This is a genomic window from Ferruginibacter yonginensis (genome assembly GCF_042651465.1).
Lineage (GTDB): Bacteria > Bacteroidota > Bacteroidia > Chitinophagales > Chitinophagaceae > Ferruginibacter > Ferruginibacter yonginensis.
The window spans coordinates 27,784-43,473 of record NZ_JBHSCZ010000002.1 but is presented as its reverse complement, the minus strand read 5'-3'; the positions used below and the strand labels follow the sequence as shown (position 1 = coordinate 43,473).

The 15,690-nt window shown below is 36.3% G+C and carries 15 protein-coding genes; 11 read left to right on the top strand and 4 right to left on the bottom strand.

Annotation, left to right across the window (positions count from 1 at the left end):
* From ACFOWM_RS07330 to ACFOWM_RS07305, 6 genes are all read left to right on the top strand, one after another.
* Entirely contained in the window at window positions 1-837 is an 837-nt protein-coding gene (locus tag ACFOWM_RS07330) for a phytoene/squalene synthase family protein (RefSeq protein ID WP_379708367.1), read from the top strand.
* Window positions 838-840: 3 nt separating this feature from the next.
* A complete protein-coding gene (gene crtD, locus ACFOWM_RS07325) occupies window positions 841-2,334 on the top strand; it encodes a 1-hydroxycarotenoid 3,4-desaturase CrtD (protein WP_379708365.1) in 1,494 nt (497 codons plus the stop codon).
* Window positions 2,327-3,010, top strand: coding sequence for a carotenoid biosynthesis protein (locus ACFOWM_RS07320; RefSeq protein WP_379708363.1), 684 nt, complete (start codon window positions 2,327-2,329; stop codon window positions 3,008-3,010). Before crtD ends, ACFOWM_RS07320 begins: the two co-directional genes overlap by 8 nt.
* On the top strand, window positions 3,007-3,483 hold the full coding sequence (locus tag ACFOWM_RS07315; protein WP_379708361.1) for a beta-carotene hydroxylase: 477 nt from the start codon (window positions 3,007-3,009) through the stop codon (window positions 3,481-3,483). Before ACFOWM_RS07320 ends, ACFOWM_RS07315 begins: the two co-directional genes overlap by 4 nt.
* Window positions 3,484-3,638: 155 nt before the next feature.
* The gene (locus ACFOWM_RS07310) at window positions 3,639-4,337 is read left to right on the top strand and encodes a lycopene cyclase domain-containing protein (protein ID WP_379708359.1); all 699 of its coding nucleotides are present in this window, start codon (window positions 3,639-3,641) and stop codon (window positions 4,335-4,337) included.
* 30 nt (window positions 4,338-4,367) lie between these two features.
* Window positions 4,368-6,113, top strand: a complete 1,746-nt coding sequence (locus tag ACFOWM_RS07305) for an N-acetylmuramoyl-L-alanine amidase (protein ID WP_379708357.1) — start codon at window positions 4,368-4,370, stop codon at window positions 6,111-6,113.
* Between the two features lie 54 nt (window positions 6,114-6,167).
* Here ACFOWM_RS07305 and ACFOWM_RS07300 read toward each other — a convergent pair whose 3' ends face one another.
* Window positions 6,168-6,959 (bottom strand): S1/P1 nuclease, encoded by a 792-nt coding sequence (locus ACFOWM_RS07300; protein ID WP_379708355.1) that lies wholly within the window; start codon window positions 6,957-6,959, stop codon window positions 6,168-6,170.
* Between the two features lie 145 nt (window positions 6,960-7,104).
* On the opposite strand from ACFOWM_RS07300, the gene ACFOWM_RS07295 reads away from it, so the two are divergent.
* On the top strand, window positions 7,105-7,449 hold the full coding sequence (locus tag ACFOWM_RS07295; RefSeq protein ID WP_379708353.1) for a carboxymuconolactone decarboxylase family protein: 345 nt from the start codon (window positions 7,105-7,107) through the stop codon (window positions 7,447-7,449).
* Here ACFOWM_RS07295 and ACFOWM_RS07290 read toward each other — a convergent pair.
* Window positions 7,446-8,300 carry a ChaN family lipoprotein gene (locus ACFOWM_RS07290; protein WP_379708351.1) on the bottom strand — a complete coding sequence of 285 codons (855 nt, stop codon included), beginning with the start codon at window positions 8,298-8,300 and terminating at the stop codon, window positions 7,446-7,448. The genes ACFOWM_RS07295 and ACFOWM_RS07290 overlap by 4 nt on opposite strands.
* 10 nt (window positions 8,301-8,310) lie before the next feature.
* Window positions 8,311-8,712 (bottom strand): hypothetical protein, encoded by a 402-nt coding sequence (locus ACFOWM_RS07285; protein ID WP_379708349.1) that lies wholly within the window; start codon window positions 8,710-8,712, stop codon window positions 8,311-8,313.
* Between the two features lie 102 nt (window positions 8,713-8,814).
* Between ACFOWM_RS07285 and ACFOWM_RS07280 the strand changes: the two genes are divergently transcribed.
* From ACFOWM_RS07280 to ACFOWM_RS07270, 3 genes are all read left to right on the top strand, one after another.
* A complete protein-coding gene (locus ACFOWM_RS07280) occupies window positions 8,815-9,786 on the top strand; it encodes an ATP-grasp domain-containing protein (protein WP_379708347.1) in 972 nt (323 codons plus the stop codon).
* 19 nt (window positions 9,787-9,805) lie between these two features.
* Window positions 9,806-10,825 (top strand): LLM class flavin-dependent oxidoreductase, encoded by a 1,020-nt coding sequence (locus ACFOWM_RS07275; RefSeq protein WP_379708345.1) that lies wholly within the window; start codon window positions 9,806-9,808, stop codon window positions 10,823-10,825.
* Between the two features lie 210 nt (window positions 10,826-11,035).
* Complete coding sequence (locus ACFOWM_RS07270) at window positions 11,036-12,886, top strand: 2-oxoacid:acceptor oxidoreductase subunit alpha (RefSeq protein ID WP_379708343.1); 1,851 nt, start codon at window positions 11,036-11,038, stop codon at window positions 12,884-12,886.
* A 45-nt stretch (window positions 12,887-12,931) separates the two neighbouring features.
* Here ACFOWM_RS07270 and ACFOWM_RS07265 read toward each other — a convergent pair whose 3' ends face one another.
* Window positions 12,932-13,312: an iron chaperone gene (locus ACFOWM_RS07265; RefSeq protein ID WP_379708341.1), complete on the bottom strand. Its 381-nt coding sequence runs from the start codon at window positions 13,310-13,312 to the stop codon at window positions 12,932-12,934.
* Window positions 13,313-13,432: 120 nt separating this feature from the next.
* On the opposite strand from ACFOWM_RS07265, the gene katG reads away from it, so the two are divergent.
* Complete coding sequence (gene katG, locus ACFOWM_RS07260; RefSeq protein ID WP_379708339.1) at window positions 13,433-15,676, top strand: catalase/peroxidase HPI; 2,244 nt, start codon at window positions 13,433-13,435, stop codon at window positions 15,674-15,676.
* Window positions 15,677-15,690: the final 14 nt, after the last annotated feature.

Genomic DNA, 15,690 nt, shown 5'->3' with positions numbered 1-15,690 from the left:
ATGATCCAATTATTTCACCAAGTTAGTCATGAGTGCAGTAAACTCACTACAAAGCGCTACAGTACTTCATTTAGTAGCGCTATTAACATGCTGCACCCAAGTTTAAGGCAACCAGTATTTGATATATATGGCTTTGTACGTTTTGCCGATGAAATTGTGGATACCTTTCATGATTATGATAAAGCGGCGTTGCTTACAAAATTTAAGCAAGAAACTTACGATGCCATCGAAACAAAAATTAGCTTAAACCCCATTTTAAATAGTTTCCAAATCACTGTAAATAAATACAATATTGATAAAGCACTCATTGAAGCTTTTTTCAATAGTATGGAAATGGATTTAAGCAATGTATCGTACGATGAAGCTGGTTATAATACTTACATTTATGGCAGTGCCGAAGTTGTAGGACTAATGTGTTTATATGTTTTTTGTGAAGGCGATGAAACCGCCTATAATAAGTTGAAACCCACGGCACAATCATTAGGTGCAGCTTTTCAAAAAATTAATTTTTTAAGAGATGTAAAGGCTGATAATGAACAGCTCAATAGAACATATTTCCCCGGTATCAATTTCAATCATTTTACTGCTGCTGACAAAGCCGCTATTGAAAAAGATATCGCCAATGATTTTGCACATGCATTCGAAGGAATACTCATTCTGCCTGCAAAAGCTAGGTTTGGAGTGTATTTAGCGTACAAGTACTACATCAGTTTATTTAAAAAAATAAAAAAATCGAGCCCTTCATTATTGTTGCAAAACAGAATAAGGGTAAGCGATACTTTTAAAACCATTATTTACCTCAAAGCAAGCTTACGCAATTCGTTAAATACCTTATAGTTTATGGTACCTGTAAAAAAAGTGGTGGTTATTGGTGCAGGTGTTGCAGGCTTGGCAACAGCTATACGTTTAGCTGTACAAGGTTTTGAGGTTGCTGTTTATGAAAAAAATGCAACACCCGGCGGTAAACTCACTGCCTTTAATGACAATGGTTTTCATTTTGATGCTGGTCCTTCGTTATTTACGCAACCTCAAAATATTGAAGCATTATTTGCTTTAGCCAATGAACCTATAGCAGATTATTTTAGTTATAAAACAGTGCCTGTTGCATGCAAATATTTTTATGAAAATGGTAAAACGGTGCAAGCCTACACCAATCAGCAAATGTTTGCATCCGAAATGGAGCAACAATTAGGCGAACCTGCTGCCAATGTTACGAGCTATTTACACAATGCCTCAAAGCTGTACCAAAATGTAGCTACCATCTTCTTAAATTTTTCGTTGCACAAAAAAAGTACCTGGTTACATTTTAGGGTAGTAAAAGCATTACGTTCACTAAAGTTTGCTTATTTATTTAAATCGTTGGGTAATTACAACACTCGTTTTAAAACGGAGGAAGCACAACAAATATTCAACAGGTTTGCAACTTATAATGGTAGTAACCCATATAAAGCCCCTGCCATGTTGAGTTTAATACCACATTTAGAACAAACCGAAGGTGCGTTTTACCCAACAGGTGGTATGGTTAGTATAACCAATGCTTTACATAAATTAGCTTTAAAAAAAGGAGTACATTTTCATTTTAATACACCCGTACAAAAAATTATTTATACTGATAACCAAGCCAAAGGTATTGTTGTAAATAACAACAATATAATGGCAGATGTTGTGGTGAGTAATAGTGATGTGTATTTTACATATAAGCATTTAATTGGTAACCATAAAAAAGCACAAAAAGTGCTAAAGCAAGAGCGTAGTAGCAGTGCGTTGGTTTTTTATTGGGGTATCAATAAAACCTATCCTCAACTCGATTTACATAATATATTCTTTACCAAAAATTACCAAGCTGAGTTTGATCATATATTTAAACTCAAACGTTTATATAATGATCCTACCATTTATATCAACATTACATCAAAGCAAGAGCAGCAGCAAGCCCCTAACGGTTGCGAAAACTGGTTTGTAATGATTAATGTACCAGCAAATACGCATTACGAACCAGCAACATTAATAGCGCAAGCCAAGGCAAACATCTTGCATAAATTGCAAACCATGTTAGGTGATGATGTAAGTAAACATATAGTAGTAGAGCATACATTACATCCACAAACCATTGAACAAAATACAGGCTCATACATGGGCTCTTTATATGGTACAAGCTCAAATTCAAAAATGGCTGCCTTTTTAAGGCATCCTAATTTTACGAGTGCCATTAAAAATTTATATTGTTGTGGTGGTAGTGTGCACCCTGGAGGTGGCATTCCATTATGCTTAAAAAGTGCACAAATTGTAAGCGATTTAATTAAGAGTGATGTTAAAGTGGCAGCACATGCTTAAAACTAAAACACAGCAAGCAACGGCTGTTGCTATTTTGTTTCATGCAATTGGTTTAATTGGCATTTTATTTTTTGATAGTAACCTCATGGCAAAAGCAACACCGCTTAACATGCTTTTAATGCTGGGTTTACTTTTTTATACACAAGAAAAAATCAATACGCCTTTCTTGGTATTTTTTGCGGTATGTTTTGTTACAGGTATTGTTGTTGAAATAATTGGTACTTCATCAGGCTTGCTGTTTGGTAATTATGCATACGGACCAACTTTAGGTGTAGGTGTAAAAAATGTACCATTACTTATTGGTGTTAACTGGTTCATTATAGTTTATTGTTGTGGTGTAACGGTGTATACTATTTTACAAAAACTATCAGCCAAATTAAGTGAAGTAACTGGGGCGCCTACTCCAGCTATTCATTTTATTACAATTGTGGTGGATGCCGCATTTTTAGCTGTGTTGTTCGATTGGGTGCTTGAACCTATAGCTGTAAAACTTGGCTATTGGCAATGGTTGGGCGATGGTACTATACCATTTTACAATTACGTATGTTGGTTTGTGATTAGTGCTGCATTACTAGCAGTTTTTAACATACTGTCTTTTAATAAACGCAATATTTTTGCAGTAAATTTGCTACTCATTATGTTGCTGTTTTTCATGTTATTAAGAACATTTTTATGAACGCAATTTTTTATATATCCATTACACTTGCCACTTTCATTGCAATGGAAGGTATTACATGGCTTACCCATAAATATGTAATGCATGGTTTTTTGTGGTATTTGCATGAAGATCATCATAAACCAAACGGGCATTTATTCGAAAAGAATGATGCATTCTTTCTCATTTTTGCTATACCGAGTTGGTTGTGTATTATGTTGGGCTTACAGCACCAACAGTATATTGCAGCTGCCATTGGTTTTGGTATAGCTATGTATGGTTTAGCTTATTTTTTAGTACATGATGTAATAATTCACCAACGCTTTAAATGGTTTACACGTAGCAATAATGTGTATGTACGCACCATCCGTTGGGCACATAAAATGCACCACAAACACATCAATAAAGAGCATGGCGAAAGTTTTGGGATGTTGTATGTTGCTAAAAAGTATTGGGAAAAAGTGCAGGCAGATAAAAGAAGAAATGTTTTTTAAAACAACTAGGGCGTATGCCCTGTAGAGGGGCACCGGGCTTTACGCCTGTACGCCTCAGCCACCTGTGGTGGCTTGTGGGGTACAGCTGCTTCAATCCCTTACGCATGGGCACCCCTAAAGTTCAAACCTTATTCACTTAATAAACTTGTATAAAGTTGAATACCCACTACACATACTTTTTAATTTTAGCAGGTTCTATAGCCGGCCCTTTGGCACTAAGTTTCGATAAAAAAGTAGCCTTTTACCGTAAATGGCCAGCCGTTTTTAGTGCCATGTTATTGCCAGCACTCTTTTATATTGTGTGGGATGTTGTTTTTACACACCTTAATGTATGGTCATTCAACACAGATTACATTACTAATATACGCATTGTAAATTTACCGGTTGAAGAAGTGCTATTCTTTTTTGTAGTGCCCTACTGCTGTACATTTATTTATGAATGTATACGTTGTTATTTTCCCAATATACAATCAACCAAAACAGCCCAAAATATTTTATACGGTTTAGCAATAACCATGTTGGGTATTGCCATTATGTTCAATCATTTATACTACACATTTTATACAGCTATATTTTTAGCAGCATTCATTTTTATTGTATCAATGTTTAAACAAGCATTTGCTTCTTTTAACAATACTGCTTTTTTAATTGCTTACGCCATTATCATTATACCTTTTATGGTGGTCAATGGTTTTTTAACAGCCATACCAGTAGTGTTGTACAATAATGCCGAAAATTTGGGTATTCGTATCACCACCATTCCTATTGAAGATACTTTTTACGGCATGTTATTAGTAATTTGGAATATTATATTGTACGAGAAACTACTAAAGCGTTCACAAATTTCGTACTAGTAGCATTTAGCCATCTTTTAAACCTTATTTATGCTTTATAAATTAGTAGGCTCTTGTGTATTGATATGTGTATTTTTTATAACAAATGCCCAAACAGACCAGCCATTTATAAAATTGGTCAATCCGCTAAAGCAAGAAAATGCTGTTTCAACAGCTCGACAATTTATTATTGGTAGTACTTGTAAAACATGCTCAGTAACTATTAATAATACGCCTGTAAAAGTATATACTACAGGGGCTTTTGCTTATGAGCTAAATTTAGTAGCTGGCGATACAAGTTTAATCATCAACGCAAATAATCAAAGTAATAAATCAGTAACCAAATCACTTTCATATACATACACCATACCTAAACCTGCTGCACCTGTAACATCATTAAGTATTGAACGGATAGAAACTTTTCCTGAAGGTAACATTGTAGTAAAGCCAGGCGACATTATTAAGTTTAAAATAAAAGCACTGCCCAATGCATTGGTTACTACTTTTAAAAATACCGTATTGTATGAAATGCCCCTCACAAAAACAAATGGAATGCCGGGTATTTATCAAGGGGAGTATGTGGTACAAACAACAGATGATTTTCGGTCGTATAAATTTCCTATAACTATTACAGCTACTGACGGACAAACACTTACCAAAGAAGCACCCAATACCATTTCAGTACTATCAACCCTCAGTGCTGATGTTTGCCTTACTAAAGGTAGGTTAGCACATTTAGAATATGGCTTAGGTGATGATAGACTTGGCGGTGCAAAAATTGGCTATATAGATAGTTTAATTCCTTTAAAAATTATTGGTAAAGTAGGTACGCATTATAAAGTGGCGCTTACGCCTTACCGAACAGCTTATATTCCTGATGATGTAGTTACGCTAGCCCCTAAAGGTACTTTTGCTGGCGAAGCACTTACTGACAAAATACAAGTTGCTGGCGATAGTGTTTACGACTATGTAACGGTGGCACTTACAGCAAAATTACCATACCAATCAATGCAGTTGTTAAACCCATCTACCATTGCTGTTGATGTATTTGGTGCCACCAACAATACCAATTGGATTACTCATTTACAATCAGCTAAAGAAATACAAGCTGTAAATGTTGAACAAGTGCAAGAGCAAGTTTTTAGAGTTTCCATCACTTTAAAACATACACAACATTGGGGTTACAGCATTTTTTATAAGGGTAATGCACTCATTATAAAAGTAAAGCAACAGCCTAAAAGTTTGAGTTTAAAAAATTTAACCATTGCGGTTGATGCTGGCCATGGTGGTAGTAATACGGGTGCAGGTGGTGCTACTGGTGTTGCCGAAAAAAATATTGCTTTAGCTATTGCATTACAACTGCAACAAGCTTTACAAAAAGAAGGTGCAACCGTTATTATGACAAGAACCAAAGAGCAGTTTTTTGATAATAAAGAACGCATTTTGTTTTACAGAGATAGTGTGCCAGATTTGCTCATTAGTATTCACCTTAATTCATCTGCTGATCCCTTTAGAGCTAGTGGCACCAGTACCTTGTATAAATATATTGGCTTTAAGGCATTTAGTAATTTTATACACCAACGTATGTTACAGTTAGGTTTATCTGAGTATGGTAACATTGGGGCTTTCAATTTTATGTTGAACAGTCCTACGGAGTACCCTAATGCATTAATTGAAACATTGTTCTTAAGCAACCTTGATGAAGAGGCGCTGGTTTTGGATGCAGGTTTTCAACAAAAAATGGCCAATCAAATTGTGGCAGGTATTAAAGATTTTTTAGCAGCACAGCAACAATAAAAAAAGTCCGCTTACAAAATGTAAGTGGACTTTTTTTACAAATAATTTTTGCAACTATTTAAAAATATCATTGAGAACCGTAGCTAAATGAAAACCACCTTTTAAAAGCTGGTCGTTCATTGGTGCTAAAAATTTAAAATTATAGAGATAGTCTAACCTGCTATCAGGCTTGCTTTCAGCATATACTTTACCAGTTAAAGTATAAGTATCATAAATCCATTGAACAAGGCTTTGTTGTTTCCAACTGTTGCGTTGTTCTTTTGTGATGAAGTTAATGGCTTTTGCATATTCAGTATAGCTTAGTTCTTGAAATTCCACTAATTTTTCATCCCATACCGCATGTAGGTTAGTAGGTTCATCAAACCATTTTAATTTTACGGCATTGCCACCTCTATCATCTGGCTTGCCCAAATGCATGGGTTGGTGTATATCGCCAATTATATGAATTAACAAACGAATGTACATTACCTTGGTTTCGTTAGGCAATAGGGTATTGGTTTTCATTTCGTTTACTAAAAAATTAATTTTAGTATAAGCATCAGTAGCAGTATCGGCGGTTAAAAAATTATTTACTTCATCAAAAGTTAAATCGCTTTTTAGGTTTACATAATGCCAATTATTGAGGTACCTATAATTTGGGTCGCTCTTAATAAAATCGGGCCAATTACTAGCCATCGCTACACTTTCATTACCTAATATAGCTGCTATCGCTTTCTTTGTTTTTTTTGTTAAGTAGCTATCTGCTATTTCGCCTACAACTCTGTGCCCTATAATACCCCAAGCACTACTCGTAAAAGGGAGGTAGCACATTGCAGTAAAAATGATGATTTTTTTAAACAATTTCATTTGTAATTTTTGCAACAAATGTAAATGATTAAAACTGCAGTATAAAAATTGTATCGTTAGTAAACTATTAAAAATATCCACTTTCGTTACTTGTAACAAACGATATATATGATTAGGCAATTACCTTTGCTGTAAAATTATTAATATGAGCAATATCGTAAACGAATTCAACGAGTATCGTACCAAAATGAACGAGGTAATTTTAAGTAAAGAAAACTTAGTTATTAAGCGTTTATGGAATTTAGATACGAATACCTATGCAGCTGGCGCCTTAGATGTTAAAACAAAAGAGTTATTGGGGTTAGTTGCAAGTATGGTTTTGCGTTGCGATGATTGTATTAAGTACCACTTAGGCAAGGCCCATGAGTTAGCAGTAAGTACTGATGAAATGTACGAGTTGTTTGCAGTAGCTAATATTGTTGGCGGTACTATTGTTATTCCGCATACACGTAGAGCGGCTGAGTATTGGGAGGCTTTACAAGAGGGTTAATAGGTATTGGTCATATCTTCATCAACACAAATAATATAGTCCGCTTTTTGTTTATTTTCTGCCAATAGTTTTTTAATATTTTTTTGTGTTACAGTGGTAATGGTTTTAATTTTTAAAGCTGGGTTGCTATTGCGTAAATGCCAAAAAATGCCATCATGGTAATCGCTGTGGTAACTACCATTGAAGTGTAAAAATAATTTTCCTGCTATAGTATTGGTTTGTATAAAATAAGCCATGGTAGCATCTTTAAAAGCCTGTGCTTTTACCATATTAGCACTACCATGGTCACCCATCATGGCAATCATGTTTTTATAACCCGGTAGTGTTGAATCAAAAGCGATGGGTAATGGCGCTATTAAATTTTTAGTTGCGCTACTCAATGTATCTAAAGCGCTGAAGCCATTTTTTGCTACCAATGCAGCATATTTTCTAGGTGTGTTGGTAGCTATCACTTCAATTGTATGCTCACGTGCAAATTGAATGATTGGTGCATAATCAGTTGCGTAATTAGACCAAAATCGGGCTGATGATGCAAATGTTTTTTCATTTGTTTTTCCTTGAACAAAAGCAGTTAGTGCAGGTTGGTCATCTTGCTCAAACATTTCAGCACCTAATATCAACGGTATTTTTGCATAACAATCTTTGGTAACACTTAACTCCAACCAATGACTAATAGGGTTGTTATGATATTCCCCAAACAGTACTACATCTTGTTCTACTAAATCTTTAATCATTTTGTTATACCCTACTTTTTTACCATTGCTATTGTACAATACATAAGCTGGTTTTTGTTGTGCTTTAACTGTACTTACACCATAAATAGTAACAATAAGCAACATCCACTTTTTCATATCACAAGTATTAAGCAATTTTTATATAATATACATCTGTAGCATTGCGTTGAATATTAGCAATGTAAAATCCACCGGGTTCGGGTATGAGCTCTACAAAATCAAAGGCTTTACAATTTTTGGGTAAGCCTTCAAAAATGAGTGTAAAGTAAATGGTTTCATTGCAATACACGTACGTCCATTGTGGGTGTAAGGTAATATTATCTACCAATAACAAGCTACTTTTTTGTTGGGGTGTTTCTTGAGGTATTAAGTAGGTTGTTTTCCAAATTCTAATACAAGTATCTTCATCGGCAGCTTTAAAACTTCCGTGTATAATCACTTGCCGCTCTTCTTGTACTTGTGCTTGCAACAACAATTTTGTGGCTTCACTTATCTGCACATCATATTCAGTTTCCTTAATGGTTTGCATGCATCACTATGTTTACTTATTTGGTAAAATTACTTAAAGTTTACAGTTTATATTACTATACTAATATGGTATAGTATTAGATTTGTAAAAATTTTTTTATAGATGAAACCATTTGCCATTTATTACGAACACCCTGATTGGTTTAAGCCTTTGTTTGAAGTGCTCAATGAAAGGGGTATTCCTTATGTAGCATTAAACCCAACGCAACATACATACGATATTGAAAATACATCAGTTGATTATAGTTTGTTTTTTAACCGTATGAGCCCATCAGCTTATTTAAGAGATGGTGAACAAGGGTTGTTTTTTACATTAAGTTATTTGAAGCATTTGGAAGATAATGGTACTAAAACAATTAACGGTTATAAAGCATTTACCTACGAAACATCTAAAGCCATGCAGCTTTCATTGATGAAGCGTTTGGGGTATCATTATCCGGCTTCAAAAGTAGTGAACCATGTTTCGCAATTAGTGGCAGCAACGGAGGGTTTGCGTTTTCCTATTGTGGTGAAAGCTAATATTGGTGGTAGTGGTGCAGGCATTACTAAGTTTAACGATGTGGCTGCTTTACAACAAGCTATTGATGAAAACGATATTGATTTTGGGGTTGATAAAACAGCATTGGTGCAGGAGTTTGTTCCAGCACGTGGCGGCCATATTACAAGAGTTGAAACCATTGGTGGTAAATACTTGTACGGTATTAATGTGTATACTAATGGTGATAGTTTCAATTTATGTCCGGCTGATATTTGCCAAACCAATGATGGTAAAGAGCTCGTTCGTAATGCATGTGCAGTAGATGCACCAAAAAACGGCATGAAAGTTACAGCCTATACACCTCCACATGAAGTAATTGAAGCCATTGAAACCATAATGCAACATGCAGGCATTGATGTAGGCGGTATTGAATATATGATTGATGATAGAGATGGTTCTATTGTATATTATGATGTTAATGCCTTATCAAACTTCGTAGCTGATGCGGTAAATGTTATTGGTTTTAATCCACATCATAAACTTGTTGATTATTTGGTAGCACAAAGTCAGTTACAAAACACTACAACAATAGCTTAATACAATTAAAATTACACTTATGAAATATGGTTATTGGTTGCCAGTTTTTGGCGGTTGGTTGCGTAATGTAGAAGACGAGCATATGCAAGCAGATTGGAATTACGTAAAGAAATTAGCCATTCGTAGCGAACAAATTGGGTTCGATGTTTCCTTAATTGCTGAGCTAAATTTAAATGATATAAAAGGGATTGATGCACCAAGTTTAGATGCTTGGAGCACCACAGCAGCCTTAGCTGCTGTTACTGAAAAAATTGAATTGATGGTAGCAGTAAGACCTACTTTTCATAACCCTGCCTTATTAGCAAAAGCCGCAGCTAATATTGATCATATTAGTAATGGCCGTGTATCATTAAATGTAGTAAGTAGTTGGTGGAAAGATGAAGCTGAAAAGTATGGGGTACATTTTGAGCAACACGATGATAGGTATGCCCGAACCGAAGAATGGTTAACTGTTTTAGATAATGTTTGGAAACAAGACCACTTCAGCTTTAAAGGAAAATATTACGAAGTAAATGACAATATTTTACAACCCAAACCAATCAGTAAACCAAGGCCGTTTTTATACGCAGGAGGCGAAAGTGATAAAGCAAAAGATTTAATTAGCAGTACCTGCGATGGCTATGTAATGCATGGCGATGACCCCGTAACAATTGGTAAGCGAATCAACGATATTAAACAACGCAGGGCAGCTAAAAACTTGCCTCCTATGAAGTTTGGTGTGGCGGCATATAGCATTATCAGAAATTCAGATGCTGAAATAAAGCATGAATTGGAAAGAATTACAAATGTGAAAGCAGGTACGGCTGGTTATGATAATTACCAACAATGGTTAGCTGGTACGCAACTTGAAAACACCGTTTCTTTATACGATTATTCAGTAAGTAATAGAGGACTTCGTACTGGGTTAATTGGTTCGCCACAACAAGTGAAAGATACGGTTGCACAATTTGAAGCCGTTGGGGTTGATTTCTTTTTGTTGCAATGTAGCCCACAGTTAGAAGAAATGGAGCGTTTTGCAGCGTCAATCATCAATAACTAAAAAGTGATTTCACCGAATTTTGGTTGATTCATATATTAATTCATTTCAACACAAAGCCGTTTTTTTACAACGACTTTGTTATTTTACGGTTGCATAACGGCTCAATTCATAAAAATCTATCTAAAACACCCTCTTTATTACTACATGGGTAAATCATCGCAATGCAACAAAACGTATCTTTGCAACCTCAAATAATGATAATTTTTAATAATGGCAGATACGCAAGAGATATTACAAGAGGTTGTTATAAAATTTGCTGGTGATAGTGGTGATGGTATGCAGTTAACAGGTACACAGTTTACCAATAATAGTGCAATGCTGGGCCTTGATTTGGCTACCTTTCCTGATTTTCCTGCTGAAATAAGGGCCCCAATAGGTACTTTACCTGGGGTGAGTGGGTTTCAATTACGTTTTAGTAGCGATCGCATTTTTACGCCTGGTGATGAGTGTGATGTATTGGTTGCCATGAATGCAGCTGCCCTTAAAGTAAATTTAAAAAGCTTAAAGAAGGGTGGAAAAATCATTGTTAACACCGATGGTTTTGATACAAAAAATTTACGATTGGCAAATTACCCTGATGGTATAAATCCGTTAGAAGACCATAGTTTAGATGGATATGAAGTGATTAAAATGGATGTTACTAAAATGACCCGAGAGGCATTGAAGGACATTACCATGGGTACCAAAGAAAAAGACCGAGCCAAAAATATGTTTGTGTTAGGTTTTTTATATTGGATGTACAACCGTAACATGGACAATACCATTAGTTTTTTGACCGAAAAATTTGGCAAAAAACCCGAAATTTTAGAGAGTAATGTTAAGGCCCTACAATCTGGTTATAATTTTGGTGATACCACCGAAACTTTTTCAGCTAGGTACAGTGTGCAAAAAGCCACAATGGAGCCAGGTACGTACCGTTCAATGATGGGTAACCAAGCATTGGCTTATGGCTTAATTGCTGCATCGCAAACAAGTGGTTTAAAAATGTTTTTAGGTACATATCCAATAACGCCAGCTTCTGATATTTTGCATGAACTAAGTCGCCACAAATCATTTGGTATAAAAACTTTTCAGGCAGAAGATGAAATTGCAGCAATAACTTCGGCAATAGGTGCTAGTTATGGCGGCATGTTAGGTGTTACAACAACGAGTGGTCCGGGTATGGCATTAAAAACCGAAGCTATGGGTTTAGCGGTTATGTTAGAAATACCATTGCTTATTGTGAATGTACAACGTGGTGGACCAAGCACGGGCTTGCCTACCAAAACAGAGCAAAGCGATTTAATGCAAGCCTATTATGGTCGTAATGGTGAGTGCCCAATGCCAGTAATTGCTGCAAGCACACCAAGCGATTGTTTTGCGGCAGCCTATGAGGCGGTTCGTATTTCAGTACAACACATGACACCCGTTATTTTGTTAAGCGATGGTTATATTGCCAATGGTGCTGAGCCTTGGAAGTTTCCACAAACAGCAGATTTAACACCTATAAAAGTATCGTTTAAAACGCAGTTAGGTGATCATGAAGATAAATTTCAACCATACTTACGTGATGAAAAATTGGTTCGTCCTTGGGTAGTACCAGGCACGCCAGGTATGGAGCATCGTATTGGTGGGTTAGAAAAACAAAACATTACGGGTAATATCAGTTACGATCCTGAAAACCATCAGTTGATGGTAAAAATTCGTCAAGAAAAAGTTGACAAAATCGCTGATTATATACCACTACAAAAAATTGATAGTGGTGCAGAGAGCGGTAAGTTGTTGGTAATAGGTTGGGGTAGTACGTATGGTTCATTAAAAAGTGCTTGTGCACAATTGCAGGCAGAAGGTGCATCAGTGAGTCATGTGCATATTCGCCACATGCGTCCTTTCCCTAAAAACTTAGGTGACATTATTAAAAACTTTGATAAAGTATTGATACCAGAATTGAACAACGGACAATTAGTGAAAATTATTAGAGATCAATATTTGGTAGATGCACAACCGTTTAATAAAATAATGGGTATACCATTTACAAAAGCAGAGTTGGTGGAAGTGATGAAGGAAATGTTAGCTGATTAATAAAATGTATTCAAATAATAATGCCGTTACTATGTAGCGGCATTTTTATTTTGTAACGAAGGCATCATCTTCCTTAACCCTATACTGCACTATTGTTTTTATAAGCGTTAATGGTAGTGGTTGCCGTAGCGGAAATTGTATAGCACCTTTCGATGTTTTATAGGGCAATAATTGATCTTTAAAAAAGATGATGGCCTTGGGTGTAGGGTAAAAGCCAATATGATTTTTGTAAGCTGCGTAATATACCAACACTTTATTGGCCTTAAATGCAGGCATATTGTAACTGATGGTTTTCTTTGCTTTTGGAGCAGCTTTGGTAATTGCGTTACGAAGTTGCGCTAATTTTTGTTGAACAGGTTCGCTAAACTGTTGACGGTATGCATCTACAGTATCAAATTTTACACTACCGTAAGGTGATGTTGGCATGTAGTTCAATTTATGTTTAAACTTCAATTTACGCAATAAGAAGTAATTTTTTTTTAAACTTTAAGGCCTTTTAAAGGCATTTTTATTTTCGTAAATTTGTATGAATAAATTAAAAATTACATGGAAAATAATACAAACAACGGTGCTACGTCTTACAACGTAAACAGTGAGAGTAAGTGCCCTTTTTCTGGTGGTGCAGCTATCCGTAATAGGGCTGCAGGTGGCGGTATGCGTAACCGTGATTGGTGGCCCAATCAATTAAAATTAGAAGTTTTGCGTCAGCATTCAAATTTATCGAACCCAATGGGTGCAGACTTTGATTATGTTGAGGCCTTCAAATCAATTGATTATACGGCTTTAAAAAATGATATTAATGCGTTAATGACCACATCGCAAGACTGGTGGCCGGCTGATTACGGTACTTATGCAGGTTTGTTTATACGTATGGCATGGCATAGCGCAGGTACATATCGTATTGCTGATGGTAGAGGCGGTGCTGGTGCAGGAACCCTACGTTTTGCTCCATTAAATAGTTGGCCTGATAACGCCAACCTTGATAAAGCTCGTTTGTTACTATGGCCTATCAAACAAAAATATGGCAACAAAATTTCATGGGCTGATTTAATGATTTTAGCTGGTAACTGTGCACTAGAAACAGCTGGTTTTAAAACCTTTGGTTTCAGTGGTGGCAGGCCCGATGTTTGGGAACCAGAAGAAGATATTTATTGGGGACCAGAAAGAGAATGGTTAGATGATAAACGCTACAGTGGCGATAGAGAATTGGAACAACCTTTAGCTGCGGTACAAATGGGCTTAATATATGTAAACCCAGAAGGACCGAATGGTAATCCTGATCCATTGTTGGCAGCTCGTGATATTCGTGAAACTTTTGCACGTATGGCTATGAACGACGAAGAAACAGTAGCGTTGATAGCAGGTGGACATACACTAGGTAAAACACACGGTGCAGCAGACCCTACACAACATGTTAGTGCCGAACCAGCAGGTGCAACTATTGAGGAACAAGGTACTGGTTGGAAAAATTCATTCGGAAAAGGAAATGCTGAAGATACTATTACCAGTGGTTTAGAAGGAGCATGGACAACCACTCCAGATAAATGGAGCAATAATTATTTTGAAAATTTATTTGGTTACGAGTGGGAATTAACCAAAAGCCCAGCAGGTGCTCACCAATGGAAACCTAAAGGCGACGCAGGTGCTGGTACAGTGCCAGATGCACACGTTGCAGGTAAAACACACCAACCATTTATGTTAACAACAGATTTGTCTTTGCGTTTTGACCCTGCCTACGAAAAAATTTCTCGTCACTTTTTAGAAAACCCAGCAGCGTTTAATGATGCTTTTGCAAGAGCATGGTTTAAATTAACGCATAGAGATATGGGGCCTAAAGTAAGATACGTTGGTCCTGAAGTGCCAGCCGAAGAATTAATTTGGCAAGATCCTGTTCCGGCTGTGGCGCATGAGTTGGTAAACGAAGCCGATATTGCTTCTTTAAAAGCAACAATTATTGCATCGGGTTTAACAGTTTCACAATTAGTATCAACAGCTTGGGCATCAGCATCAACCTTCCGTGGTACTGATAAACGTGGTGGAGCCAATGGAGCTCGTATTCGTTTAGCTCCGCAAAAAGATTGGCAAGTTAACAACCCAGCACAATTAGCAAAAGTATTACAAACCTTAGAAGGTATACAAGCAGCATTCAATGCACAAAATGCAAGCAAGCAAATTTCATTAGCAGATTTAATTGTATTAGCAGGTAATGTAGGTGTTGAAAAAGCAGCAATGGCAGCAGGTACAAATGTTACTGTACCATTTACACCTGGCCGTACAGATGCTACAGCAGCACAAACCGATGTTCATTCATTTGCAGTGTTGGAGCCGCAGGCTGATGGTTTCCGTAATTATTTAAAAACAAATTACACCGTAAGTGCAGAAGATTTGTTGATTGATAAAGCACATTTATTAACCCTCACTGCGCCAGAAATGACAGTATTAGTGGGTGGTTTGCGTACTTTAAATGCAAACTATGATCATTCTAACAATGGTGTGTTTACAAACAGACCTGAAGTATTAAGCAACGATTTCTTTGTGAATTTATTAGATATGGGTACTACTTGGAAAGCCGCATCAGCAGCGAATGATGTATTTATAGGTAGCGACCGTAAAACAGGTTCTTTAAAATGGGTAGGTACTAGGGTTGATTTAATTTTTGGCTCAAATACTGAACTACGTGCCATTGCCGAAGTGTATGCATGTGCAGATTCATCTACAAAATTTGTACATGACTTTGTGGCTGCATGGACCAAAGTTATGAACCTTGATCGCTTTGATATAGCTAAATAAGTAACAGTTTATTA